Source organism: Sphingomonas sp. ASV193 (genome assembly GCF_040203355.1).
Classification (GTDB): Bacteria; Pseudomonadota; Alphaproteobacteria; order Sphingomonadales; family Sphingomonadaceae; genus Sphingomicrobium.
Window position 1 is genome coordinate 128,226 of sequence record NZ_JBEHBW010000005.1, and the last position, 26,012, is coordinate 154,237.

At 71.7% G+C, this 26,012-nt stretch carries 14 protein-coding genes; 7 read left to right on the forward strand and 7 right to left on the reverse strand.

Annotated elements, in window-relative coordinates:
- Window positions 1–7: 7 nt before the first annotated feature.
- From ABDK56_RS10755 to ABDK56_RS10785, 7 genes are read right to left on the reverse strand one after another with little or no spacing between them, the layout of a single operon-like run.
- A complete protein-coding gene (locus tag ABDK56_RS10755; protein ID WP_349808274.1) occupies window positions 8–1,018 on the reverse strand; it encodes a glycosylasparaginase in 1,011 nt (336 codons plus the stop codon).
- Window positions 1,015–2,715: an N-acetylglucosamine-specific PTS transporter subunit IIBC gene (nagE, locus tag ABDK56_RS10760; protein WP_502959300.1), complete on the reverse strand. Its 1,701-nt coding sequence runs from the start codon at window positions 2,713–2,715 to the stop codon at window positions 1,015–1,017. Before nagE ends, ABDK56_RS10755 begins: the two co-directional genes overlap by 4 nt.
- Entirely contained in the window at window positions 2,712–5,138 is a 2,427-nt protein-coding gene (gene ptsP / locus ABDK56_RS10765) for a phosphoenolpyruvate--protein phosphotransferase (protein ID WP_349808276.1), read from the reverse strand. Before ptsP ends, nagE begins: the two co-directional genes overlap by 4 nt.
- Window positions 5,135–7,660: a beta-galactosidase GalA gene (gene galA / locus ABDK56_RS10770; protein ID WP_349808277.1), complete on the reverse strand. Its 2,526-nt coding sequence runs from the start codon at window positions 7,658–7,660 to the stop codon at window positions 5,135–5,137. Before galA ends, ptsP begins: the two co-directional genes overlap by 4 nt.
- Window positions 7,657–8,796, reverse strand: coding sequence for an N-acetylglucosamine-6-phosphate deacetylase (nagA, locus tag ABDK56_RS10775; protein ID WP_349808278.1), 1,140 nt, complete (start codon window positions 8,794–8,796; stop codon window positions 7,657–7,659). The genes galA and nagA overlap by 4 nt, the downstream gene beginning before the upstream one ends.
- Window positions 8,793–9,824 (reverse strand): SIS domain-containing protein, encoded by a 1,032-nt coding sequence (locus ABDK56_RS10780; protein ID WP_349808279.1) that lies wholly within the window; start codon window positions 9,822–9,824, stop codon window positions 8,793–8,795. Before ABDK56_RS10780 ends, nagA begins: the two co-directional genes overlap by 4 nt.
- Entirely contained in the window at window positions 9,821–10,567 is a 747-nt protein-coding gene (locus ABDK56_RS10785) for a copper homeostasis protein CutC (RefSeq protein ID WP_349808280.1), read from the reverse strand. The genes ABDK56_RS10780 and ABDK56_RS10785 overlap by 4 nt, the downstream gene beginning before the upstream one ends.
- Window positions 10,568–10,683: 116 nt before the next feature.
- On the opposite strand from ABDK56_RS10785, the gene ABDK56_RS10790 reads away from it, so the two are divergent.
- From ABDK56_RS10790 to ABDK56_RS10820, 7 genes are read left to right on the forward strand one after another with little or no spacing between them, the layout of a single operon-like run.
- Window positions 10,684–12,936 carry a beta-N-acetylhexosaminidase gene (locus tag ABDK56_RS10790; protein ID WP_349808281.1) on the forward strand — a complete coding sequence of 751 codons (2,253 nt, stop codon included), beginning with the start codon at window positions 10,684–10,686 and terminating at the stop codon, window positions 12,934–12,936.
- Complete coding sequence (locus ABDK56_RS10795; protein WP_502959295.1) at window positions 12,933–15,518, forward strand: beta-mannosidase; 2,586 nt, start codon at window positions 12,933–12,935, stop codon at window positions 15,516–15,518. Before ABDK56_RS10790 ends, ABDK56_RS10795 begins: the two co-directional genes overlap by 4 nt.
- On the forward strand, window positions 15,515–18,010 hold the full coding sequence (locus ABDK56_RS10800) for a glycoside hydrolase family 3 C-terminal domain-containing protein (protein WP_349808282.1): 2,496 nt from the start codon (window positions 15,515–15,517) through the stop codon (window positions 18,008–18,010). Before ABDK56_RS10795 ends, ABDK56_RS10800 begins: the two co-directional genes overlap by 4 nt.
- Entirely contained in the window at window positions 18,007–19,443 is a 1,437-nt protein-coding gene (locus ABDK56_RS10805) for a glycoside hydrolase family 125 protein (RefSeq protein WP_349808283.1), read from the forward strand. Before ABDK56_RS10800 ends, ABDK56_RS10805 begins: the two co-directional genes overlap by 4 nt.
- Window positions 19,440–21,767, forward strand: coding sequence for a GH92 family glycosyl hydrolase (locus ABDK56_RS10810; protein WP_349808284.1), 2,328 nt, complete (start codon window positions 19,440–19,442; stop codon window positions 21,765–21,767). The genes ABDK56_RS10805 and ABDK56_RS10810 overlap by 4 nt, the downstream gene beginning before the upstream one ends.
- Before the next feature lie 26 nt (window positions 21,768–21,793).
- Window positions 21,794–24,019, forward strand: a complete 2,226-nt coding sequence (locus ABDK56_RS10815) for a hypothetical protein (protein ID WP_349808285.1) — start codon at window positions 21,794–21,796, stop codon at window positions 24,017–24,019.
- Window positions 24,016–25,938, forward strand: a complete 1,923-nt coding sequence (locus ABDK56_RS10820; RefSeq protein WP_349808286.1) for an alpha-L-fucosidase — start codon at window positions 24,016–24,018, stop codon at window positions 25,936–25,938. Before ABDK56_RS10815 ends, ABDK56_RS10820 begins: the two co-directional genes overlap by 4 nt.
- Window positions 25,939–26,012: the final 74 nt, after the last annotated feature.

Consider the following 26,012-nt stretch of genomic DNA (forward strand, 5'->3'; position numbering starts at 1 on the left):
GTGCGGCCTAGCCCGCGGGCGTGCTGGTCTTGAACAGGCTCGGCCCCGGGTGGACGCTGGTCCGCCCCGCCGCGTCGGTCAGCGCATAGGTGAAGCCGGGCAGCAGCGCGAAGGCGCCGACCCGCCCGTCGTGGCCGAGCGCGAGGAAGCCGACCTGCGCCCCGTCGAGCTTGCCGCCGCGAAGCTTCAGGATGTGGCGGCACGCTTCCTCGCACGCGGCGGCGGGCGACAGGCCGTGCCGCATCGAGCTCACCACCCGCGCGGTCCCGGCGATGCGGATCACTTCCTCGCCGACCCCGGTCGAAGTCGCCGCGCCGACCCCGCGCTCGACGAACAGGCCGCAGCCCGACAGCGGCGAATCGCCGACCCGGCCATGCATCTTGAACGCCATGCCCGAGGTCGTGCACGCCCCCGCCAGCCGCCCGTCGGCGCCGCGCGCGAGCAGCCCGATCGTGTCGTGGTTGAGCGCCCCGCCGCGGCGGTTCTCGCTGTTGGCGACCGGCTGGTAGCGCGAGGTCTTGAGCCATTCGCGCCAGTTTGCCTCGGCCTCGGGGGTCGGCATCTTCTGGTAGGGAAAGCCCTGCGCGCGCGCGAACTGGGTCGCGCCCTCGCCGACCAGCAGCACGTGCGGGGTTTTGTCCATCACCGCGCGCGCGACCGAGATGGCGTGCATCGTGTGGTCGAGCGCGGCGACCGCGCCGGTATTGCCGTCGTCGTCCATGATCACCGCGTCGAGCGTCACCACCCCGTCGCGGTCGGGGTTGCCGGCAAAGCCGACCGAATGGTTGGCGGGATCGGCCTCGGGCACGCGCGTCCCCGCCTCGACCGCTTCGAGCAGCGAGCCGCCGGCCATCAGCCGGGCATAGGCGGCGGCATTGGCGGCGGCGCCGAAGTCCCACGTCGACAGGATCACCGGGCCGCTCGCCGCGACGCGCGCGCGGGCCGGGCGTCGCGCGGTGGCCGCGGCCGCGCCGCTCGCGGCGACGCCGCCGATGAGGGTTCGCCGCGTGATCGTCATTGCTCGTCCTCCACCAGGATATGCGCCACCTCGTCGCCCGGCCAGGCCACGTCGCGCACCGCCGGTGGCCAGCCGTCGCCGACCCGGCCGCGATCGGCGACGACGACCCGCCAGCGCCCGGCGAACCGCTGCGCCGTCACGACATTGTCCGCCCCGCCGAGATTGTCGACGAGCGATTGGGGAAGTTCGGCCCTCCTCGGCGCATGGGCGACCGGGACGACCGCCGCGACCGCGGCAGGACGCCCGCGCGCCGCATCGATGTCGAGCGCGACCGCGTCGGCGATCGGCCCGAGCACGATCTGGAGCGCGTTGGGCGAGGGGCGGATGAAGGCGATCGCGCCGAGTGCCTTGAGCCGAGCCTCGTCGACGGCGGCCTGGTCGACCACCTCGAGCCGGAGGCGGGTGGTGCAGGCCGAGACCTTCGCTAGGTTTGCCGAGCCCCCGAGCGCGGCGACGAACGCCGCGCCGCGATCGCTCTCTGCCGCCGCGTCGGCGACCGGCGCATCGGCCACGACCCGCTCACGCCCCGGCGTCGCAAGGTTCCAGCGCCGGATCGCGAAGCGGAAGATCGCGTAGTAGAGCGCGGCGTAGGCCAGCCCGACCGGGATCAGCAGCAGCGGGCGGGTCGCCTTGTTGTAGTTGAGCACATAGTCGAACAGCCCCGCCGAGAAGCTGTAGCCGAGCCGCACCCCGAGCAGGTTCATGACCACTTCGGCCAGCCCGGTCAGCACCGCGTGGACCGCGTAGAGCAGCGGCGCGACGAACATGAAGCTGAACTCGATCGGCTCGGTCACCCCGGTCAGCAGCGAGGTCAGCGCGAGGCTGAGCAGCAGGCCCCCCGCCGCCTTGCGCCGTTCGGGCAGCGCCTCGTGGTACATGGCGAGGCAGGCGGCGGGCAGCCCGAACATCATCACCGGGAAGAAACCCGACATGAACGCGCCCGCGGTGGGGTCCCCGACAAAAAAGCGGCGCAGGTCGCCGGTGGTGCCGTGCCAGTCGCCGACCACGAAATAGGCGACGTTGTTGAGGATGTGGTGGAGCCCGGTGACGATCAGCAGCCGGTTAAGCACGCCGAACGCGAACAGTCCCCAGCCCCCCGCCGCGACCACCAACTGGCTGAGCGCGTCGACCCCTGCGTTGACCGGGCCGTAGGTCAGCCCGAGCGGGACCGCGAGCGCCAGCCCGGCGAACCCGCTGACGATCGGGACGAAGCGCCGCCCGCCGAAAAAGGCGAGATAGGACGGCAGCTTGAGCTCGGCGAAGCGGTTGTAGAACAGCCCCCCGACGATCCCGGACAGGATACCGACCGGCACGTCGAACTTGTGGATCGCGGCAGTCGACCAGGCGGCGTTGACCGTCGCGGCGACATCGTCGGCCAGCCCCTTGGCAGTGTCGGGCGGGACGGTCAGCAGCGCCTGCGCGCCGTGGGTGGCGACGAGGAAGCAGACGATTCCCGCCAGCGGCGCCGCGCCATTGCCATCGCGCGCGAAGCCGGTCGCGACCCCGATCGCGAACAGGAGGCCGAGGTTGTCGAAGATCGCCCCGCCAGCCGCGCTGAGGAAGGCGACGTGCGGGCCGACGAGCGCGGCGATGTCGGGCTGGCCGAGCCGCAGCAGCAGCCCCGCGACCGGGAGCACCGCGATCGGCAGCATCAACGCGCGGCCGAGCGCCTGGAGGAAATTCATTGGCGACTTCACCATCCGCGCTCCTCGACCAGCCGGCGAACCGCCGCGGCGCTCTCGCAGTCCAGCGCCTGCCCGGCGAGCGCGCGCGCGTCGGCGAGCGACAGCCGCGCGACCGCCGCGCGCGTGTCGCCGAGCCGCCCCGCCGGGACCGACAATTCGGTGACGCCCAGCCCGATCAGCAGCGGCACGCCGAGCGGGTCGGCGGCAAGATCGCCGCACACCGCGACCGGGATCCCGCTAGTTGACGCGCCCCGGCAGGTGGCGGCGATCAGCGCGAGCACCGCCGGGTGGAGCGAATCGAGCGAGGCGGCGATCGCCGCGTTGCCGCGGTCCATCGCCAGCGCATATTGGGTGAGGTCGTTGGTCCCAATCGACAGGAAGGCGGCGCGGCGCGACAGCGCGGGCGCGATCATCGCCGCGGCGGGCGTCTCGATCATCACCCCGACCTCGAAGCCCGGGCCGACCCGCTCGATCACCGCGTCAAGCTCGTCGACCGAGGACACCATCGGCACCATGATCCGCGCACGCCCCGTGGGGACGACCGCGCGGATCGCGGCGAGCTGGTCGTCGAGCAGCGCGGGGTTGGCGAGCGCGAAGCGGATCCCGCGCTGGCCGAGCGCGGGATTTTCCTCGGCCGGAATCGGCGCATAGGGCGCAGGCTTGTCGCCGCCGATGTCCAGCAGCCGGATGACGAACGGCCGCTCGCCGAGCGTGTCGGCGATCGCCTGATATTGCGTGCGCTGCTCCTCGCGGGTCGGCGGCGACGCGCGGTCGAGGAACAGGAATTCGGTGCGCAGCAGCCCGCACCCCTCGGCGCCCTCGGCCACCGCCAGCTCGGCATCGGCGAGCCCGCCGAGATTGGCGAACAGCTCGATCCGCTGCCCGTCGGCGGTGCGGCACGGGCTCGCCGCGGCGGCGCGCGCGCTGGCGCGGGACTCCGCGCGCGCGGCGAGCGCCTCGCGATAGGCAGTGACCCGCTCGCCCGGCGGATCGACCTCAAGCGTGCCGCGGTCGGCGTCGAGCCCCACGAGCGTGCCGTCGGCGATGGTCGCGAGCGAATCGCCGAACGCCACCGCCATCGGGATCGCCTTGCCCGCGGCGATGATCGCGGCGTGCGAGGTCGGGCCGCCGCGCGCCAGCACGATCCCGGCGACCCGTGCGGGATCGAGCGCGGCGACGTCGGATGGAAGTAGCTCGTCGGCAAGCAGGATCGAGCCGGGCGCGACCTCGGCGGCGGCGGGCGCGGACGCACCGGTCATGTCGCTCACCAGCTGGCGTTCGACGTCGCGGACGTCGGCGGCGCGTTCGGCGATGCGTCGATTGCCGTTCGCCTCGAGGCTTGCCGCGGCCGCGCCGAGCGCCGCGCGAACCGCCGCCGGCGCGCTGTGCCCCGCGTCGATCCCCGCGCGGACGGCGGCGACGAGTTCGTCGTCTTCGAGCAGCGCCGCCTGCGCTTCGAACACCCCCCCGTTCGCGCGCAGGCGCGCGCGGACCGCGTCGAGCGCCGCGTCGAACCGGTGCTGCTCGGTTAGCGGGTCGCCCGCCTGATCGTCGCCGACGCGTTGCGCCGCCTGGAGGCGATGGACCAGCCCGAACGCGATCCCGCGCGCGGCCCGAACGCCATTCAGGATCGTGCCGCCGGTTGCCGCCGGAAGCGTTCCGCCTGGGGCCGGCGGCTCGCTCGCCAGCTCGTCGATCTCATGTTCGCCGAGGATCGCGGCGATCGCGTCGAGCGCCCGTTCGACCCCCGCGCCGTAGCCGCTGATCACGATCTCGTCGCCGGCGGCGATGGCGAGGCCGAGCAGCCGCACCGCGCTGTCGGCGGGCGCCTGCTTGTCGCCGCGCGCCAGCACGATGGCAAAGCCCTTCGCCGCCGCCCCGATGCGCGCCGCGGGCCGGGCATGGACTCCGTGCGGCAGCGCGACGGTGGCGCGGCGCGTCACGACATCGCCCCCGGCCTCGGCCTCCGCCTGCGCCGCGTCCCGCGTCCAGCGAAGCAACGGCTCGCCCGCCGCGACCCGGCCCGACGCCAGCGGCTCGACCGAGATGCCCTTGCCGGTGACGAGGATCGGGGTGACCACCGCAGGCGCGCGCTGGACGAGGCGGTCGAGGTCGAAGCGGATCAGCGGATCGCCCGCCGCGACGCGCGCTCCCTCGGCGACCAGCGGCGCGAAGCCGTCGCCGCCGAGCTCGACCGTGTCGATCCCGATGTGGATCAGCAATTCGACCCCGTCGTCGCTGCGCAGCGTCAGCGCGTGGCGCCCGGCGTGGATCGTCAGCACCTCACCCGCGCACGGCGCGACGAGCATCGCGCCGGTCGGGTCGATCGCGATCCCCTGCCCCAGCATCTTTCCGGCGAACACCGGGTCGGGCACCCGCTCGAGCGCCACGGCCCAGCCGTCGAGCGGGGCGAGGAGGAATCCGCCCTCGCTCATGATGCGCCCTTCGCCGCGCCGCGCGGCCTGACGACGGTCGCGACCTTCGGCGGCGCGGGTCGCGCGGCGCGCGCGATCGTCAGCCGCGCGGGGCGAAGCCCCGGCGCGGTCGCGGTCAGCGAAAGCGGCTTCATCCCCTCGTCCCCCCTCACGATCAGCTGCGCCAGCCCGTTGAACAGCGACCGGCGCTGGCCCTTCTCGGGCTCGTGGCTGTTGTTGTCGCCATTGCCGACGCCGATGATCTCGCCCCCGCCGATCGCGAAGTCGGCGTGCAGGTTGGCGGTCGGAACGTGCCGCCCGTTCGAATCGACCGCGTCCACCGTGATCGTCATTGCGTCCTCGCCGTCGCTCGCCAACCGGTCGCGCGCGGGGGTCAGGCGAAGCGCCACCGGCGCGCCGGTGGTGATCTCGGCGGCGCGCGCGACGATCCGCCCCCCGCGCCATGCGAGAACCTCGATCGTGCCGGGGGCGTAGGGCACGTCCCAGCTGTTGCCCATCAGCCGGTCGACCGCCGCGCTGCCGATCACGCGGCCGTTGAGCGTCAGCGTCACTCGTTCGGCGTTCGACATCACCAGCACCTTGACCGGCTGCCCCTCGCGCCCGGTCCAGTTCCAGTGCGGGGCGATCGAGACCACCGGCGCATCGTCGACCCAGTTGGCGCGATGGATGTCGAACGCGGTTTTGGGAAAGCCGCACAGGTCCATCGCCCCGAAGAAGCTGGCGATGGTCGGCCACGCATAGGGGGTCGGCTCGCCATGATAGTCGAACCCGGTCCACACGAATCCGCCAGCGACGAACCGCCGCTCGGCGATCGCCTTCCACCCCGCGCGGTGGGTCGCGCCCCAGTCCGCCGCCTCGGTGTCGTAACTGCTGATGACGTGCGCCGACGGGTCGTTGGCGAAGGCGCCGCGGGTCATGAACGCGCTGGTATCCTCCGAACTGGTGATCGGCTTGTGCGGGTTCAGCGCGTGGAAGCGGTCGTAGTCGCCCTGGTAATAGTTGAACCCGCCGACATCGACGACCTGCATCACGTTGACCGGGTCGAAAAAGGCGCCGTTCATCGCCGCGGTGACCGGGCGGCTGTCGTCGAGCGCCTTGACCGCGTGCGCCATGCGGCGGACCATCTGCACCCCGGCCTCGGTCCCCTGCATCGGCTCCTCGTTGAATACCGACCACAGGATGACGCTGGGATGATTGCGGTCGCGGCGGACCATCCATTCGAGCTGCGCGAGCGTCTCGGGCGCGGGGTCGAACTGGCGGTTCTCGTCCATCACCACGAAGCCCAAGCGGTCGCACAGGTCGAGGAACTCGGCCGCGGGCGCATTGTGCGAGCAGCGGATCGCGTTGACCCCCATGTCCTTGAGCCGGCTAAGCCGCCATGCGACCAGCGCGTCGGGCATCGCCGTGCCGACACCCGCATGGTCCTGGTGGACGCACACGCCCTTGAGCTTGACCGGGCGGTCGTTGAGGAAGAACCCTTGGGCGGCGTCGAAGCGGATGGTGCGAAAACCGACCGCGAGCGTCCGCCGGTCGCGGTTGCCCGCGGCATCTGAAGCCACGACCTCGAGCGAATAAAGCGTCGGGCGCTCGATCGACCAGCGCGACGGAGACGTGAGCGACAGCGCGATCGCCGCCTCGCCCCGGTCGAGCGATCCCACCGTCGCCGTCGCGCGTCCTTCGGCCACCACCTGTCCGCGCGGATCGCGAAGCACCGCTTCGACCGTTGCCGGGGCGGCCGCCGGCCCGACATTTTCGAGCGTGACCGTGACCGGCACCCGCCACGCCTCGCCGCCGTCATGGCGGGGGTCGGCGTGGATCCCGTCGGTGACGATCGACAGCGGCGCGCGCTTCGCCAGCCAGACGTGGCGATACAGCCCCGCGCCTTCGTACCACCAGCCTTCCATCGCCTGCGCGTCGACCCGGACGGCGATGGTGTTGAGCTTGTCGCCGAACCGCGCGAACGGGGTCAGGTCGACATAAAGGCTGTTGTAGCCCGAGAAATTACGCGCGACGACGCTGCCGTTGACCCAGATCGTCGCGTGGGTCGCGATCCCGCCGAACTGGAGCTCGAGCTTCCTGCCGTCGTCGGCGGGGTCCAGCCGGAAGGTCCGGCGATACCAGCCGATCCCGCGCGGGCGATAGCCCTGGCTCGGGTTCGCCCCTTCGACGAACGGCTGGAAAGAAGCCCAGTCGTGCGGCAGCCGCACCGCCTGCCACCCACTGTCGTCATAATCGGGAGCCGCAGCGCCCTGCGCATTGCCGGCCTTGACGCTGAGGTAGGTCGCGTCGTGGCTGGCGAGCGCGGGGTTCGCGACCTCGCCCTCGTGAAACCGCCAGCCCTCGTCCATCAGCAGCCGGCTCGGGTCGGGATTGCCGGGCAGCATCGACAGCCCCGGCGCGACCGGGGGCATCGGCAGCGCCCCGGCGGGCGGGCTCGCCGGATCGAACCGCGCCGCGCCCGCGCGCCCGACGGCGCCGACCGCGGCGCTTCCGGCAAGGAGCGTGCGGCGGTCGAGCCTCACGGCGCGACCCTCCGCCCCGCCAGCCAAGTCTCGCGCAGCCCGAGCGCGGCATCGAGCACCACCCAGTCGGCGCGCGCGCCGAGCGCGATCGACCCGTGGGTCGCGCCGAGGCCGAGGAAGGCGGCGGGGTTGGTCGCCGCCATCGCCGCCGCCTCGGGCGGGCTGACCCGCATCATCGCGCAGGCGTTGGCGAACGCGCTCGCCATGTCGAGGTCGGACCCGGCGAGCGTCCCGTCAGGGTTTCGGCAGATGCCGTCGCGGACCTCGATCGGCTGGCCGTGGAGGGTGAAGTTCTTTTCTGCCGCGCCGACCGAGGACATGGCATCGGTGACCAGCATCAGCCGGTCGAGCGGCCGCGCCTTTCGCGCGAGGCGGAGCACTTCGGGAGCGACATGAACGCCGTCGACGATCAGCCCGCTCCACGGGCGCGGGTCGTCGAGCGTGACGCCGACCACCCCCGGCTCGCGCTGGCGAAGCGGGGGCATGGCGTTGAAGAGATGGGTGACACCGGTCATCCCGGCGTCGAGCGCGGCCCGCACCGTCGCGGCGTCGGCCTCGCTGTGCCCGGCGCTGACGATCACCCCGGCGGCGACGAGGCCGGCGATATCGGCCGGGCTCACCATTTCGGGCGCGAGCGTGACCATCACCCTGCCGCGACGCCGCTTGGTCAGCACCTCGGCAAGGTCGGGCCCGATCGGCCGCAGCCGGTCGCGGTCGTGAGTGCCGTTGCGCGCCGGGTTGAGCATCGGCCCTTCAACATGGACCCCGACAATCCCCTCGGCGCCTTGCTCGATCGCCGAATCGAGGCTGTCGAGCGCCTCGGCGATGACCTCGACCGTCTCGCTCACCAGCGTCGGCGCCAGCGCGGTGGTGCCGAAGGCGCGGTGCGCCTCGGCGATCGCGACCATGCCTTCGACGCTCGGCCGGTCGTTGAACAGCACGCCGCCGCCGCCGTTGACCTGGGCGTCGACGAAGCCGGGAACGAGCCACCCGCCGTCGAGATCGAGATGCGCGTCGGCATCGCCCGCCGCCGCCGTCTCGATCGCCGCGATGCGCCCGCCGGCAATGTCGATCGTCGCCGCGGGGAGCACCCCGCCCGCCGTCACCACCGCGCCGTTGACGATCGCGATCCTCATCGCGTGCAGGTCACCTTGGCGAGGCTGGGCGGCGAATCGGGGTCGTGTCCGCGATCCCGCGAAAGCGCCTCGACCATCGGGTAGAAGCTCATCAGCATCGCGATCGGCTCGAGCGCCGGATGGCCGGCGACGACCGGCAAATCGCCCGTCTTCGTCGCGAGCCGGACCAGCGCGCCGCGCGCACCGAACTCGGCGGCGGTCGCGACCACGTCGGACCCCGCGCTGTCGCCCTGCGCGAAACCGAGGATCGGGAAGCCCGGCTCGACGATCCGCATCGGCCCGTGGCGGACCTCGGCCGAGCTGAACGGCTCGGCCTGGATCCCGCAGGTTTCCTTGAGCTTGAGCGCCGCTTCCTGCGCGACGCCGAAGCCGAGCCCGCGCCCGAGGACGAACATCTGCGTCGCTTCGACGAGCGCGACGCGCGCCGGGCTCCAGTCGAGCGCGAGCGCGCCGGCGAGCATCGCGGGCAGCGCGTCGAGCGCCTCGCCGAGCGCTTCGTCCCCGGTCCAGCCGGCGACCAGCGCCGCGACCCCGGCGAGCGAAGCGATGCACGACTTGGTCGCCGCCACCGCGCGCTCGGGCCCGGCGTGGAGCGGGAGGACGATGTCGGCGCTCTCGGCGAGCGGCGAGGACTCGTCGTTGACCAGCGCGATCGTCCGCGCGCCGCCGCTGGCGAGCCCGCCCACCGTGTCGAGCAGGTCGGGGCTGCGGCCCGATTGCGAAATCGCGATCACCCACGCGCCGTCGGCCTGGAGCGGCTTGCCGTAGAGCGAGGCGACCGACGGGGCGGCCGACATCACCGGCACCCCCGCCATCGTCTCGATCAGATATTTGGCATAAGTCGCGACATGGTCCGAGGTGCCGCGCGCGCAGGTCGCGACATAGCGCGGCGGCGCGGCGCGAAGCTGTTCGCCGACCTCGCGCAGCGCGGCGTGATTGGCGCGCAGCTGGCGTTCGACCACCGCGGGCGATTCGGCGGTCTCGCGCGCCATCAGCGTCGGGCCGGCAAGGGTCACCGCGTCGGTCATCGTGCCGCGCCCATCGAATCGAGGATCGCGCGGATTCTGGCCACTTCGTCGCGGTCGGTGGTTCGCGGCGCGACCGACTGGAAGCCGAGCCGCGCGAGATCGGGATCGATCGCGCCGACCTGCTTCGAGGCCGAGCCGTGGACGTTCACGACCCCGGTCGCCTCGACCAGCGCGCGGACATTGTCGGCGCGAACACCCGCCCCGGCCATGATCCACAGCCGGTCTCCCGCGACGCGCACCATCCGGGCGAGCATTTCCGCGCCATCGGGCGCGCCGAGCGCCCCGCCCGAGGAGAGAATGCCGTCGAGGCCGAGCGCGCACGCCTGATCGACCGCCGCGAGCCGGTCGGGAACGAGATCGATGACGCGGTGGAGGACCACCTTCATTCCCGGTCCCGCCTCATCGCGAAGCCGGGCAATCGCGTCGAGGTCGAGCGTGCCGTCGCGCTTCGCAGCGCCGATCACCACCCCGGTCACCCCGGCATCGCGAAGCGCGGCGGCATCGACGAGCATCGCCGCCAGCTCGTCCTCGTCGTAAACGAAGCCGCCGGTGCGCGGACGGATCATCGCGTGCGCCGCGCGGCCGCTTTCGAGCCCGTGTCGGACGAGCCCCGGCGACGGGGTCAGCCCGCCGGTCTCGAGCGCGTCGCACAACTCGAGCCGGTCGGCGCCGCCGGCAACGGCGGCAGCAATCCCGGCGGGCGAGTCGACGCAGATTTCGAGCGCTATCCGATGTTCGAGCATTTATTCATATTTGCAGTATTTTTTCATAAGCGCAAACGCTAACGTTGCTTGACCGGTCCTTCTTGTGAGGCGTTAATGACCATATTGCCAGCCAGCATGTCAGGGGGCCTGCGCTCATGATCGCTTTTCTCGCGCTCCTCGCGGCGGGCGCCTCGCCGGCGCCGCTCCCGCTCGTCCCCGCCCCGTCCCAGGTCGTGATGCACGGCGGCGCCTTCACTGTCGATTCGTCGACCGCGATCGCGGCAAGCGATCCCGGCGAAGCCAATGCGGCGGCGCTGCTCGCGGGGCGCGCGCGGACCGATCGTGGGCTGGCGCTGCGCGGCGGCGGCGGTGGGGCGATCCGCTTCGTCCGCGATTCCGCCATCGCCGATCCCGAGGCCTATCGCCTGACCGTGGCGCCGGCGGGAGTCGAGATCGCCGCGTCGGGCGATGCCGGGCTGGTCCACGGCGCGATGACGCTGGCGCAACTGCTGAGCCCCGACGCCGCCTACGGCCGCCCGGTGACGCTTCCCGCGCTGACGATCGTCGATCAGCCGCGCTTCAAGTGGCGCGGCTACATGGCCGACGTCGCGCGCCACTTCCAGCCGATCGACGCGCTCAAGCGGACGATCGACCAGATGGCCGCGCTCAAGCTCAACATGCTCCACCTCCACCTGTCCGACGACCAGGGCTGGCGGGTCGAGATCAAGCGCTATCCCAAGCTGACCGAGATCGGCGCGTGGCGCAGCGAGCCGACCGCCGGAAGCGCCGCGCCCGGCCCGCGCTACGGCGGCTATTACACGCAGGACCAGCTGCGCGACCTCGTCGCCTATGCCAAGGCGCGCGCGATCACCATCGTCCCCGAGATCGACCTGCCCGGCCACGCGCAGGCGATCGTCGCCTCCTACCCCGAATTAGGCGTGTTCGGCGACCGGCCGCCGGTATCGGGCGACTGGGGGGTCAACCCCTACCTGCTCGATCCCGGCCCCGCGGGAGTCGGCTTCGTCGAACAGGTGCTCGACGAGCTGCTCACCATCTTCCCCGGCCCCTACATCCACCTTGGCGGCGACGAGGCCGTCAAGGACCAGTGGGAACGAAGCCCGCGCGTCCAGGCGCTGATGAAGCGCGAGGGGATCAAGAGCGAAGATGCGCTGCAGTCGTCGCTGATCCGGACCTTCGACGCCTACCTCCGCGCGCGCGGACGGCGGCTGATCGGCTGGGACGAGATATTGAATGGCGGCGACCTGCCCCGGTCGGCGGTGGTGATGTCGTGGCAGGGCGAGAATGGCGCGATCGTCGCGTCGAAGGCAGGCCACGACGTGATCTTGTCGCCCGCCCCGATCCTCTACCTCGACAACATCCAGGGGTGGCTTCCGGGCGAACCGCCGATGCGCCCCGCCAACCCGGCGATGACGCTGCAGACGATCTACGGCTACGACGCGATGCCCGCCGGGATCGCGCCGCAGGACCAGGGCCATGTGCTCGGCGCGCAGGCCAATGCCTGGTCCGAATATCTGGTGACGCCGGAGCGGGTGTGGTGGGCGACCTTTCCCCGCCTCGCGGCGTTCGCCGAGGGGGTGTGGTCGCCGCGCGCGGCGCGCGACTTCCCCGCCTTTCTCGGCCGGCTCGAACCGCAGGTCGAACGCTGGCGGCGCGAGGGAATGCCCGCCGCCGACAGCGCCTTCGCGGTCGCCTACGGCCTCGACGGCAGCCGCGCCGACGCGGTGCGACGCGGGCGGGCGAGCGTCCGCCTGTCGAACCAGACCGGGCACGGGACGATCCGCTACACGACCGACGGCAGCGATCCGACCTCGCGGTCGCGCGCCTATACCGGGCCGCTGAGCCTGCGCGCGGGCACGCTGGTCAAGGCCGCCGCCTTCGGACGCGACGGGATCCACCTGTCGAACCCGCGCGCCTATCGCGCCGACCGCGCGAGCTGGCTCCACGCCGACACCAACGAGCTGTCGGCATGCAGCGGTGGGATCGAGCTTCGCTTCGGGATCACCCCCGACGCCCCCGGCTTCGCGCCGGCCTACGACAGCAATTTCAAGGACCTTTGCCTCGTGTGGAAAGCGGCGCCGCTGTCGGTCGCCTCGGCGTTCCATGTCGCGGTCGGGCGGCTGCCGCGCAACCTCGGGCTGGCGCATGATTTCGACAAGCTGAAAGCTTATTACCCGGCGACCCGGTTCGGCGAGCTGGTCGTTCGCGCCGCGGGCTGCGCGGGACCGCCGATCGCGACCTTCCCGTTGCCCGACCCGGCCAGCGCGCCCAACCAGCTGAGCTTCGACGGCGCGCTCCCTGCCGGACAAGCCGACGGCGATTTGTGCATGACCTTCACCGCGCCGGTGTCGGGGCCGATCTACGCGGTCGGATCGGTCGACCTGAAGTGAGGGTTTTGCTGCTCGCCGCCGCGCTGATCGCGCCGCTGTTTACACCGCTGTCCGCACTTGCTGCGCCGCTGACCTCGACCCCGCTCGATCGCGGCTGGCAGGTGCGGATCGACCCCGCCGACAAGGCGATGGTCGCCGCGCACCCCGCTGCCGCGCGCTGGCTAACGGCCATCGTCCCCGGCACGGTCCAGCAGGACCTCATTCGCGCGCGCATCGTCCCCGATCCCTTTCTCGGCACCAACGAGGCGGCGATCCAGTGGGCGGGGCTGACCGACTGGCAATATCGAACGACGCTGACGATCGACCCGGCGAGCCTGCGCCGCGATCACCTCGACCTGGTGTTCGACGGGCTCGACACTTTCGCGACGGTGCGGGTCAACGGCCGCGCGCTGCTGAGCGTCGACAACGCCCACCGCCGCTGTCGCGCCGACGCCAAGCCGCTGCTTCACGCGGGCGCGAACGTCATCGAGATCGATTTCGCCTCGCCGATTCGCAAGTTGCAGCCGATGGTGCTGGCGACCGCCAGCCCGCTGCCCGGCGAATATGACAGCGCGTTCGGCGACGAGCCGAAGGGCAAGCAGACCTCGCCTTATATTCGCAAGCCGAAGTATCATTATGGCTGGGACTGGGGACCGCGGATCGTGGCGATCGGCCCATGGCGCGACGTCCGGCTCGAGGCATGGGATTCGGCGCGGCTCGACCGCGCGCTGGTCGACCAGGAAGCGGTCTCGGCCGCCGAGGCACGCCTGACCGTGCGCGCGACGGTCGTCGCTGACGCGCCGCGCGAGGCCGATGTCGCGGTTGAGGTGACCGGTCCCGACGGGCGCCGCTGGAGTGCGGCGCGCCGCGCCGCGCTGGTCGCGGGCAGCAATATCGTATCGCTGCCGCTGACGATCGACCGGCCGCGCCTGTGGCAGCCCGCCGGTTATGGCGCGCAGCCGCTCTACACCGTTTCGACCCGGCTCGACGGCGGGCAGGCGATCGTGCGCCGCACCGGGCTGCGAACGGTCGAGCTGATCCGCGGCGGAGGGGCGTTCGGCCTTAAGATCAACGGCATCCCGATCTTCATGAAGGGCGCCAACGTCATCCCGTTCGACGTCTTCCCCTCGCGAGTCGACCCGGCGACCGAGCGGCGAATCCTGACCGACGCGCGCGATTCCAACATGAACATGGTCCGCGTGTGGGGCGGCGGCTATTATCCCGACGATCGCTTCTACGACATCGCCGACGAGCTCGGGCTGATGGTGTGGCAAGACTTCATGTTCGGCGGCGCGGTTCCGCCGCCCGACGCCGCCTATCGCGCGAGCGTCGCCGCCGAGGCGGACGAGCAGGTCGCGCGGCTTCAGGCGCACCCCTCGCTGGTGATCTGGACAGGGGGCAACGAGGTGCTGAGCGGCTGGGCCAACTGGTCCGACCGGCGCGATTTCGCCAAGGCGATCGGACCTGACGCGCAGGAACAGGTCGCAACCGGAATGACCGTCCTGTTCGACCGGGTGCTTCGCGACGCGGTGCTGACCAACGATATCGGCGTGCCTTATTGGCCGGGCTCGCCCTCGACCGATTACGACGGGCCGGTCGACACCGATGCCAGCGGCGACCGCCACTATTGGGACGTGTGGTCGGGATCGAAACCGATCGAGAATTACACCGACGCCTGCCCGCGGTTCATGTCCGAATATGGCTTCCAGGGGATGCCCGACCTGTCGACCGTCGCCCGCTTCGCCGGGACGCCCGACCTCACGAGCGACAGCCCGGTGATGAAGGCGCACCAGAAATTCCTGGCCGGCGAGGGCAATTCGCGGATCCTGTTCTACCTCAAGGATTATTATCGTCAGCCGCGCGATTTCGCCGACCTCGATTATCTGAGCCAGGCGATGCAGGCCGAGGCGATCGGGCTCGCCGCGCGGCACCACCGCGCGTGCCGCCCGACGACGATGGGCTCGCTGTTCTGGCAGCTCAACGACGACTGGCCCGCGATCAGTTGGGCGAGCATCGACTGGTACGGCCAGTGGAAGCTGCTGCAATATAACGCCCGCCGCTTCTTCGCCCCGCAGGCGATCGTCGCCGAGCATCGCGACGGCGCGACGAAGATCAGCCTGTTGTCCGATTCGACCCGGCCGATCGCCGCGCGCTGGCGGCTGACCGCGATGACGATGGACGGGCGAACGCTCCACGACGAAACGCACGACGTCACCCTGCCGCCACTGTCGGCGACCGAGGTGGCCAAGCCGTCGGACGCCGCGCTGTTCGGATCGGCGCCGCCCCAATCGAGCTATGCCGTCGCCGCGCTCGAGATCGACGGGAGGACCGTCAGCCGCCTCGTGGTCGAACGGCTTCGCCCGCGCCAGATGGCCTATCCCTCCCCGGGGCTGACGGTACGCTGGCAGGGCAAGTCGGTGACGCTGACCGCGCAGCGGCTAGCCCGCGCGGTCGGGCTGTCGTTCGGGACGGTTCCCGCGCACCCGTCGGACAATGGCTTCGACCTGTTGCCCGGCGAAACGCGGACGATCGCGGTCGACAGCGCCGCCGACGCCGCCGCGCTGGCGCGCGCGCTTCGCGTCTCGACGCTGGGGCCGCAATGATCGGGCCGCTCGCCGCGAGCCTGCTGCTGGGCGCGGCGAGCCCGCCGCTGCCGCCGATGACGCTGGATGAAAAGGCGGCGCAGCTCCAGAACGAGGCGCCGGCCTCCCCCAAGCTCGGGCTTGCCGCCTACGACTGGTGGAGCGAGGGGCTGCACGGGATCGCGCGCAACGGCGCGGCGACGGTCTTCCCGCAGGCGATCGGGCTGGCGGCGACGTGGGACCCGGCGCTGCTCGAACAGGTCGGCGACGCGGTCGCGACCGAGGCACGCGCCAAGTGGAACATCGGGCACGGGCGCGACGGGGCGCCGCTGTTCGGCGGGCTCACTATCTGGTCGCCCAACATCAACATCTTCCGCGACCCGCGCTGGGGGCGCGGGCAGGAAACCTATGGCGAGGACCCATTCCTCACCGGCAGCCTCGCGGTCGGCTTCATCCGCGGGCTTCAGGGCCCCGACCCGCTCCATCCGAAGACGATCGCGACCGCCAAGCATTTCGTCGTCCACTCGGGCCCCGAGGCGGGGCGCGACAGCTTCTCGGTCGACGTCAGCCCGCGCGATCTCGAACAGACCTACCTTCCCGCCTTCCGCATGGCGGTTACCGAGGGCAAGGCGCGGTCGGTCATGTGCGCCTACAACGCGATCCACGGCACGCCGGTGTGCGCGAATGAGTCGTTGTGGACCGGCCGGCTACGGCGCGACTGGGGCTTTACCGGGCTGACCGTGTCCGACTGCGACGCGGTGTCGAACATCTGGCTGTTCCACCATAGCCAGCCCGACGCGGCGCACGCCGCCGCCGCCGCGCTCAACGGCGGGACCGACCTCAACTGCGGCTCGGCCTATGCGGCGCTGCCGCGGGCGGTTCGGCTCGGGCTGGTGAGCGAGCGCCGGATCGACGCTGCGCTCGGGCGCGCGGTGGCGATGCGGCGCGCGCTACTCGCGCCCTCGGCATGGGACCGGATCGGCGCCGAGGCGATCGACTCGCCCGCGCACCGCGCGCTCGCGCGTCGCGCCGCGGTCGAATCGCTGGTGCTGCTGAAAAACGACCGCGCGATCCTGCCGCTCAAGGCACAGCGGGTCGCGGTGGTCGGGGCCGATGCCGACGACCTCAACATCCTCGAGGCCAATTACCACGGCACCGCGATCGACCCGGTGACCCCGCTGGCGGGAATCCGCAAGCGGTTCGGCGCGGTGCGCTATGCGCAGGGGTCGGCGCTGGTCGACGGGGTGCCGGTGCTGCTTCCCGAAACCGCGCTTCAGGGCGACGGGGCGAGCGGACTGGCGACGACCGTCACGCGCGACGGCAAGGCTGGGGCGACGACGATCGCGCGGACGATCGACCTCGACTTCACCCGCACCGCCCCTTTCCGCCAGCAGTGGCGCGGGCGCTTCGTACCCCCCGCCCCCGGCCGTTACGAGCTACTGCTGTCGGGTACCGCCTGTTGGCACGCCTGCCCGCCGCACGATCGGATCGCGCTGTCGGTCGGCGGAAAGTTGGTCGGCGGCACGATCGGCGACCAGCCGCTCAGGCTAACCGTCGATGCGACCGGGCCGCTGCCGATCGCGGTCGATCTCGACCATTTCGGGGGCGACGAGGGACTGCGGCTCGAATGGCGCGCGCCCGCCGACGCACTGCTCAATGAGGCCGAGGCGGCGGCGCGCGCGTCGGACGTCACCGTCGCCGTGGTCGGCCTGTCGCCCGATCTCGAAGGCGAGGCGCTTCACGTTGAGGCGCCCGGCTTCGCGGGCGGCGACCGCACCGATGTCGCGCTTCCCGCCGCGCAGCGCCGCCTGCTCGACCGGCTCGCCGCGACCGGCAAGCCGCTGGTGGTCGTCGTCACCGCCGGAAGCGCGGTCGCGCTCGGCGACGTGCGCGCCGACGCGATCCTCTACGCCTGGTATCCGGGCGAGGAAGGCGGCACCGCGATCGCCAACGTGCTGGCGGGCGACGAGGACCCGGGCGGGCGGCTGCCGGTGACGATCTACGCCGCGACCGCCGACCTTCCCGCCTTCGTCGATTATGGCATGAAGGAACGCACCTACCGCTTCTTCACCGGCAAGCCCGAGTGGGCATTCGGGCACGGCCTCAGCTTCGCACAAATCGCGATCGGCGGCGCGACCCACGCCGCGCGCCTTCCGGTCGGGGCTTCACTGGCGGTCGAGGTCCCGCTTCGCAACGCCGGCGCGCGCAAGGGCGAGCGCGTGGTGCAGGCCTATCTCGTGCCGCCCGCGTCGACCGAGGCGCCGGCGATGACCGACCCGATGCTCCAGCGCCAGCTGGCCGCCTTTTCGCGCCGCTCGCTCGGCCCCGGCGAGGCCGCGCGCATCGTGCTGGCGATTTCGCCGCGGATGATGAGCACGGTCGACCGCGCGGGCGTCCGCCGCGTCGTTCCCGGCACCTACCGGCTGTGGGTCGGCGACGGACCGCCCGGCGACGGGCCGGGCCAGTGGAGCGAATTCACCCTCACCGGTGCCGCGCAGGAGCTACCCAAATGACGATCGACCGGCGAAGCCTGCTCGCGCTCGGAGGAGCGATCGCTGCCGCGCCCGCCCTCGCCGCCGCGCCCGCCCTCGCGAAGCCTTCCGCCTTCGCCAGCAAGCGTCCGCCCGCGGGCCAGCGCCGCTATCGCAGCCCGGCCGTCGAGCGGCTGATCGCGCGCGTGTCGCCGCGGATCGCCGACCCGAAGCTGCGCTGGATGTTCGGCAACTGCTTCCCCAACACGCTCGACACGACCGTGATGCGGGTCACCGCCGACGACGGGTTCGTCATCACCGGCGACATCCCGTGCCTGTGGCTGCGCGATTCCTCGGCGCAGCTGCGGCCCTATCTCGGGCTGGCGAAGAACGACGCGCCGCTGACCGCGCTGTTCCGCGGGCTGGTCCGCCGCCACGCGCGCTCGGTGCTGATCGATCCCTACGCCAACGCCTTCATGGAAGACCCGTCGGCGAAGACCTCGCTCGGCTGGGCGCAGACCGACGAGACCGAGATGCGCCCCGGGGTGGCCGAGCGGAAGTGGGAGATCGATTCGCTTTGCTACTCGATCCGGCTCGGCTCCGCCTACTGGCGCGCCACCGGCGATGCCGCGCCGTTCGATTCGACCTGGGCCGCGGCGGGGCGCGCGATCGTCCGCACTTTCCGCGAGCAGCAGCGCAAGGCGGGCGACGGGCCGTACCGGTTCCGGCGCACCGCCAACCAGCCGACCGAGACCCTGCTGTGGGGCACGGGCAACCCGACCCGCGCGGTCGGGCTGATCAACTCGGGCTTCCGCCCGTCCGACGACGCGACGCTGTTCGGCCTGTCGATCCCCGCCAACCTGTTCGCGGTGACGACGCTTCGCGAGCTGGCGGCGATGGCTTCGGCGATCCGCCACGACGACGCGCTCGCCCGCGATGCCGCCGCGCTGGCCGACGAGGTGGCGACGGCGGTGCGCGCGCACGGGACGATGCGGCTGGCCAGCGGCGAGACCGTCTGGGCCTATGAGGTCGACGGCTTCGGCAACGCCATCTTCATGGACGATTCGAGCGAGATGTCGCTGTCGGGCCTGCGCTTTCTCGGCTGTGTCCCCGACGGCGACGAGGGGCTGTGGCAGCGCAGCGCGGCGGCGGCGTGGAGCGATCGCAATCCCTATTACATTCGCGGCCGCTACGGCGACGGGCTGGGCAGCCCGCACGCCGGTTTCGGGCTGATCTGGCCGATGTCGGTGCTGGTTCGCGCCTTTTCGACCGGCGACGAGGCGACGATCCGCGCCTGCCTTCGCCAGATCCGCGACACCGACGCCGACACCGGCTTCATCCACGAAACCTACGCCAAGGATTCGCCCGCTACCTTCACCCGCCCGTGGTTCGCCTGGGCCAACGGCCTGTTCGGCGAGTTGGTCGTCGAACTGGCCGCCAGGCGCCCGCACCTGCTGCAGGAGTCGTTCGCATGATCCGCCTGACGCGCCGGGGCCTGCTGTCGTCCGCGTCGGCGTCGATCGCGGCGCTGCCCCTCGCCCGCCCGGACTGGGCGAAGCCGATGCCGCCCGCCGCGCGCCCCAACCTGTTCGTTGGCACCGGCGGCGAGGGCCACACCTACCCGGGACCGACGCTACCGTTCGGGATGGTGCAACTCGGTCCCGACACCGACGTCGAGCGGTGGGAAACCTGTTCGGGCTACTATCACAGCGACGGCTCGATCATGGGTTTCTCGCACACCCATTTGTCGGGGACCGGGATCGGCGACATGCTCGACGTGCTGGTCGTGCCGACGGGCGGGCCGGTCAAGCTGCTGCCGGGTCCGCTCAAGGACCCGGGCCAGGGCTACCGCCAGACCTACAGCGGCGAACACGCCGAGCCCGGCTATTACCGCGTCGACCTCTCGTCTGGGGTACGCGCCGAGCTGACGACGACAGCGCGCACCGGTTGGCACCGCTACCGCTATCCGCGCGGCCCGGGGCACCTGCTGATCGACCTGTCGCACCTCGTGCTCGACAAGTCCGACGACCCGCCGCTGATCCGCAACGCCGAGCTGACCCTCCACCCCGACGGAACGATCACCGGCGGGCGGCAGGTGTTCCGCTGGGCGAAGGGCCGCAAGATCTTCTTCGCGATGCAGCTGTCGCGCCGGCCCGACCGCGTTACCTTCTACGGCGACGACGATGTCGAGCAGCCCGCCGGGACGAGGCATGTCGCGGGCAACCGGCTCAAGATGGTGCTCCATTTCGACGAGGCGGGGGGCGCGCCGATCCTCGTCCGCTGCGGCCTGTCGGGGGTCGACGTGGCGGGCGCGCGCGCGAACCTGAAGGCCGAGGCGTCGCACTGGGACTTCGACCGGGTTCGCGCCGCCGCCAGGCGCGAATGGTCCGACATGTCGGACCGCATCCGGGTCGAGGGGTCGAGCGCCGACCAGCGGGTCATCATGGCCTCGGCGCTCTACCACGCGATGCTGTCGCCGACGCTCTTTTCGGACGTCGACGGGCGCTATGTCGGGATGGACGGGTCGGTCCACCGGGTTCCCGCGGGCGGCGCGGCGCACAGCACCTGGTCGCTGTGGGACACCTACCGCGCGCTCCACCCGCTGTTCACGCTGGTCGCGCCCGAGCGCGCGAAGCTGCTGGTCGACGACATGATCCGCCAGACGCATCAGTCGCCGTTCGGCCCGCTGGTGTGGCCGCTGCAGGCCAAGGAAACCAACACGATGATCGGCTGGCACGGGGTCGCGGTGCTCGCCGAGGCGCAGGCCAAGGGAATCCCCGCCGACTATGCCGCCGCCTGGCCGGTGATCCGCCGCAAGAGCTTCGACCTTGCCGACGAGGGCTCGGACAACATGCTCGGACGCGGGGTTTATGATCGCAAGGGCTATGTCCCGGCCGACCTCTTTTTCGAGAGCGTCAGCCGGACCCAGGAATATGCCTATGACGATTATGCCGCGGCGACGATCGCCGCGGCGCTCGGCGCGAGCGAGGATGCGCGGCGGCTTCGCGCGCGGTCGGGCAACTGGCGCAACGTGATCGACGCCTCGATCGGCTTCGCGCGGCCGCGGTTCGACGACGGCCATTGGTGGACGCCCTACGACCCGATCCAGCTGGGGCATATGCCGAAACCCTGGTGGCGCGATTACACTGAGGCGAACGGCTGGCAGGCGACCTTCCTAAACCAGCACGACATCTACGGGCTGATCGCGCATTTCGGCGGCGACGCGAAGTTCGAGGCGAAGCTCGACGCGCTGTTCAGCGCGCCCTCGACGCTGCCCGCCAATGCGCCCCCCGACATCAGCGGCATGCTCGGCCAATATGCCCACGGCAACGAGCCCGACCAGCACGCGCCCTACCTCTACGCTTATGTCGGCGCGCCGTGGAAAACGCAGGCGCTGGTGCGGCGGCTGTGCACCAGCTTCTACAAGAACGACCCCGACGGGATCATCGGCAACGACGACTGCGGGCAGATGAGCGCCTGGTACATCCTGTCGGCGCTCGGCTTCTACCCGGTCGATCCGGTCAGCACCGTCTACGTCTTCGGCAGCCCGCTGTTCGACCGCGCCGAGGTGCGGCTTGGAACCAAGCGGCTGGTGGTCGAGGCGGTCGGCAATGCCCCCGACCGGCCCTTCGTCCAGAGCGTCAACTGGAACGGCGAGCCGTGGCGTCGAAGCTGGATCGACCATGCGACGCTGGTGAAGGGCGGGACGCTGCGCTTCGTCATGGGCGACGCCCCCAACCGCGAATTCGGCCGGGCGGCCGCCGACCGTCCGCCCTCGTTCGACCGCCCGCCGGTGTGATCGCCGCCGCGCCTCCGACGGCGGCGATGGCACGGGTCGAGTGCGTCGTCGCGGGCCCGGGCGGCGAGATCGCCGCCGACCTGCTCGCCGCCCGCCTGTCGGAGCGGCGGGGACAAGCGATGCCGCGCCGGCGATGCGTGAACATGCTGGTCGTCGCCCCGCTCGCGAACGTCGCGTCGGCGCTGCCGCCGTCGCTTCGGGGACGATGGCCCGCAACGCGGCCGCGCGCGATGCCGCGCGAAGGGTATGCCGTGCGCCGCGTCGGGCCGGCGACGGTGATCGCCGCAAGCTCGACCCGAGGACTCGTTTATGGCTCGGGCTGGGCGCTTCGGGCGTGGCGCGAGCCTGGGACGCTGGCGATCGCGGGCCCGGTTGATGCAAGCCCCACCTATGCGGCGCGGCTGACCCAGATCGGCTACCGCGCGAAGAACAACAGCTACGATGCGTGGACGCTGCCGATGTTTCGGCGGCGGATCGAGGACCTCGCGCTGTGGGGCGCGAGCGGGGTGCAGGTCATCGCCCCGCTGTCCGACGACGCGGCGACCAGCCCGCTGTTCCCCGCCCCGCCAGTCCCGACGCTGGCGGGGATCGGGCGGATCGCGCACCGGCTCGGGATCGATTTCGCGCTCTACTACCCGCTGCTGGGCGATTATCGCGCGACGCCGGCGGTCACGGTGGAGATGGCGCGGCTCGGCGCGCTGCTCAAGGCGCTGCCGAGGGTCGACGCGCTCTACATTCCCGGCGGCGATCCCGGAGACACGCCGCCGCCGCTGTTGTTCGCGGTCGCGCGCCGCGCCGCAGCGGTCGCGCGGCAGGCGAACCCGGCGAGCACGGTGTGGCTGTCGACGCAGGGATTCGACGCGGCGGGCTACACCGCCTTTTACGCCGAGCTCGACCGCCGCCCGGCGTGGCTGTCGGGCATTTTCGTCGGGCCGCAGTCGCGCGACCCGCTTCCCGTCCAGCGCGCCCGCATCCCTCGCGCCTGTAAAGTCCAGCTCTACCCCGACATTGCGCACACGATGCACGCGCAATTTCCGGTCGACCGCTGGAGCCCCGCCTTCGCGCTGACCGAGGGGCGCGAGCCGATCGATCCGCGCCCGGCCGCCTTTACCCGCATCTTCCGCCGCCTCGCCCCGCTGACGAGCGGCTTCGTCACTTACTCCGAAGGAGTCAACGACGACGCCAACCAGTATTTGTGGATGCGGCTCGGCTGGACCCCCGACGCCGATCCGCACGCCGTCATGGCCGATTACGGCCGGTCGGTGGTCGGCGACGTCGCGGCAGGCGAGGCGACCTTCGCGCTCGAACGCAACTGGATCGGCGACCCCGCGGCGAACGAGGCGATCGGCCCGACGCTGGCGGCGATCGATCGGCTGGGCGGCGAGGGATGGCGGGCCGACAGCCTGCGCTATCGCGCGGTCTACGACGCGCTGGTCCGCGCGCGGCTCGTCGCGGCGCGCGCGCGCGACGCGGCAGCGACAGAGGCGCTTCGCCGCGGCGATGCCGAGGCCGCGCTCGCCGCCTACCGAGTCCCCGATCCCGCCCGCGCCGCCGCGCTCCGCGCCCGCCTGTTCGCGCTCGCGCGGCGGCTGTTCGACACGGCGCGGCTCCAGCTCAGCATCCCGCTCTACGGCGCCTCGGCGGTCGAGCGCGGCGCCAACCTCGACCGAGTCGACGTGCCGCTCGACGACCGGGCGTGGCTCACCCCGCGAATCGTCGCCGCCCGCGGCGATCGCGCCGCGCTCGCCCGCCTCGCCGACCGCGCGCGCTTGGCCGAGGGCGCGCTGTACGACGACCTCGGCGACCCCGAGCACGAACCGCACCTCGTGCGCGGCGTCGGGCTGGACGACGACCCGCAGGGCTTTCGCACCGCGATCGACGGGATCGCCGACCGCACCCCCGCCGACGGCTGGCGGATGTCCGAGATCAGCTACGCCGAATCGCTCTACGACGCGCCGCTGCGGCTGCATTACGAGGGGCTCGACCCGCGCCGCGCCTACCGGCTCGAAGCGACCTGGGCGGGCGAGGACTACGCGCTGCCGATGCGGCTGGTCGCCAACGGCCGGATCGCGCTCCACCCGTTCCGCGCGCGTGCCGCGAATCCCGAGACCGTCGCCGTCGCGGTGCCGCGCGCGGCGACGGCGAGCGGCACGCTCGACCTCGCCTGGACCCGCCCGCCCGGCATGGGCGGCAGCGGGCGCGGGCACCAGGTCGCCGAAGTCTGGCTAATCCCCGAAGGAGTAACCCCGTGACCGATATCAGCCGCCGCCACCTCGTCGCCTCCAGCCTCGCGCTGTCGGCGACGCCGTCGATCGCGCGGGTCCGCAAGGGCCGCCGCGGGGTCGATCCGGCGCCGTCGGGCGCCGTGCCGTCGGCGCGCCAATGGCGCTGGCACGGACGCGAGGCCTACGCCTTCATGCATTTTTCCATGAACACCTTTACCGACAAGGAATGGGGCTATGGCGACGAGGACCCGCGCCTCTTCAACCCGACCGATTTCGACGCCGACCAGATCGTCGCGGCGGCCAAGGCGGGCGGCCTCAACGGGCTGATCCTGGTCGCCAAGCACCATGACGGCTTCTGCCTGTGGCCGACCCGGCTGACCGAGCATTGCATCCGCAACTCGCCGTTCCGCGGCGGCAAGGGCGATATCGTCGGCGAGATGGCGGCGGCGTGCCGGCGCGGCGGAATTCCGTTCGGCGTCTATCTCTCGCCGTGGGATCGCAACCATCCCGACTATGGCCGTCCGGCCTATGTCGCCTATTACCGCGCGCAGCTGACCGAGCTGCTGACCCGCTACGGCGAGCTGTTCGAGGTCTGGTTCGACGGCGCCAACGGCGGCGACGGCTATTATGGCGGCGCGCGCGAAACGCGAAAGATCGACGCGCCGCGCTATTACGATTGGCCCTCGATCGTCGCGCTGGTCCACCGGCTGCAGCCGATGGCGTGCACCTTCGACCCGCTCGGCGCCGACATCCGCTGGGTTGGGAACGAGGACGGGGTGGCGGGCGACCCGTGCTGGCCGACCATGCCGAACGAGCCCTATGACGAGAAATACGGCAATTCGGGCGTGCGCGGCGCGGCGCTGTGGTGGCCCGCCGAAACCGACGTGTCGATCCGGCCCGGCTGGTTCTACCACGCCGACGAGGATTCGAAGGTCAAGTCGCCCGAACGGCTGGTGGGGCTGTATGACGAGTCGGTCGGACGGGGCACCAACCTCAACCTCAACCTGCCCCCCGACAAGCGCGGGCGGATCGCCGACCACGACGTCGCCACGCTGAAAAGCTTCGGCGATTCAATCCGCGCCACCTTCGCCACCGACCTCGCCCGGCGCGCGGTGGCGACCGCCAGCGCGGTCCGTGACGCCGCGCATTCGCCAGCGAGGGTGCTCGACGGCAATCGCGACACCTACTGGACCACTCCCGACGCGGTGGTGACGCCGACGCTGACGCTCGAGCTCGCGCCGGGGACGCGGTTCGACACGATCCGGCTGCGCGAATATCTTCCGCTCGGGATCCGGGTGACGCGGTTCGTCCTCGAGGCGCAGATCGACGGGCGCTGGACCCAGCTCGCCGACAAGCAATGCATTTCGGCGCAGCGCATCATCCGCCTGCCCGCGCCGATCGCACCGCGCCGGGTCCGCCTGCGGATCGTCGAGGGCAGCGCCTGCCCGGCGATCGGCGAGTTCGCGCTGTTCCGCTCGGTCGCGCCCGTCCCCGTCGCGCCGGTGGTCACGCGCGACCCGACGGTGCTGGCCGCGCGCGACTGGCGGATCGTCGCGGCGAGCGCCCCGGGGGCACAGGCGCTGCTCGACGACGACGCGGGGACGATCTGGGCCGCGCCGGCCCCGACGCCGGGCCACCCGGCGACCGTCGCCTTCGACCTCGGGCGGGTCGAAGCGCTCGACGGGTTCAGCCTGACCCCGTCGCGCCACGTGATGGACGGCGCCGCCCCGCCGCGCGGCTACCGGGTCGAGGCGAGCGTCGACGGGACGCGCTGGCATGCGGTGGCGAGCGGCGAGTTCGCCAACATCGCCTATGCGTTGGCGACCCAGCGAATCCGCTTCGGCGCGCCCGTCAACGCGCGCTTCCTGCGCTTTGCATTCGACGCGACCGCGGTCCCGGCGGCGCGGCTGGCGATTGCGGGGATCGCGGGAATCCGGGCCGGATGAGGCACCAGCGGCAGCGTCTATTCGTAAATATAAAATCGTGTTGACTGATGAAAAGTTTCGGTCGATGGTCACGG

Excerpts from the sequence above, each read along its gene's own strand:
- nagA (WP_349808278.1), bottom strand. The coding sequence starts at position 8,796 with ATGAGGATCGCGATCGTCAACGGCGCGGTGGTGACGGCGGGCGGGGTG.
- ABDK56_RS10755 (WP_349808274.1), bottom strand. The coding sequence starts at position 1,018 with ATGACGATCACGCGGCGAACCCTCATCGGCGGCGTCGCCGCGAGCGGC.
- ABDK56_RS10815 (WP_349808285.1), top strand. The coding sequence starts at position 21,794 with ATGGCACGGGTCGAGTGCGTCGTCGCGGGCCCGGGCGGCGAGATCGCC.
- ABDK56_RS10805 (WP_349808283.1), top strand. The coding sequence starts at position 18,007 with ATGACGATCGACCGGCGAAGCCTGCTCGCGCTCGGAGGAGCGATCGCT.
- ABDK56_RS10780 (WP_349808279.1), bottom strand. The coding sequence starts at position 9,824 with ATGACCGACGCGGTGACCCTTGCCGGCCCGACGCTGATGGCGCGCGAG.
- ABDK56_RS10810 (WP_349808284.1), top strand. The coding sequence starts at position 19,440 with ATGATCCGCCTGACGCGCCGGGGCCTGCTGTCGTCCGCGTCGGCGTCG.
- ABDK56_RS10800 (WP_349808282.1), top strand. The coding sequence starts at position 15,515 with ATGATCGGGCCGCTCGCCGCGAGCCTGCTGCTGGGCGCGGCGAGCCCG.
- ptsP (WP_349808276.1), bottom strand. The coding sequence starts at position 5,138 with ATGAGCGAGGGCGGATTCCTCCTCGCCCCGCTCGACGGCTGGGCCGTG.
- ABDK56_RS10785 (WP_349808280.1), bottom strand. The coding sequence starts at position 10,567 with ATGCTCGAACATCGGATAGCGCTCGAAATCTGCGTCGACTCGCCCGCC.
- ABDK56_RS10790 (WP_349808281.1), top strand. The coding sequence starts at position 10,684 with ATGATCGCTTTTCTCGCGCTCCTCGCGGCGGGCGCCTCGCCGGCGCCG.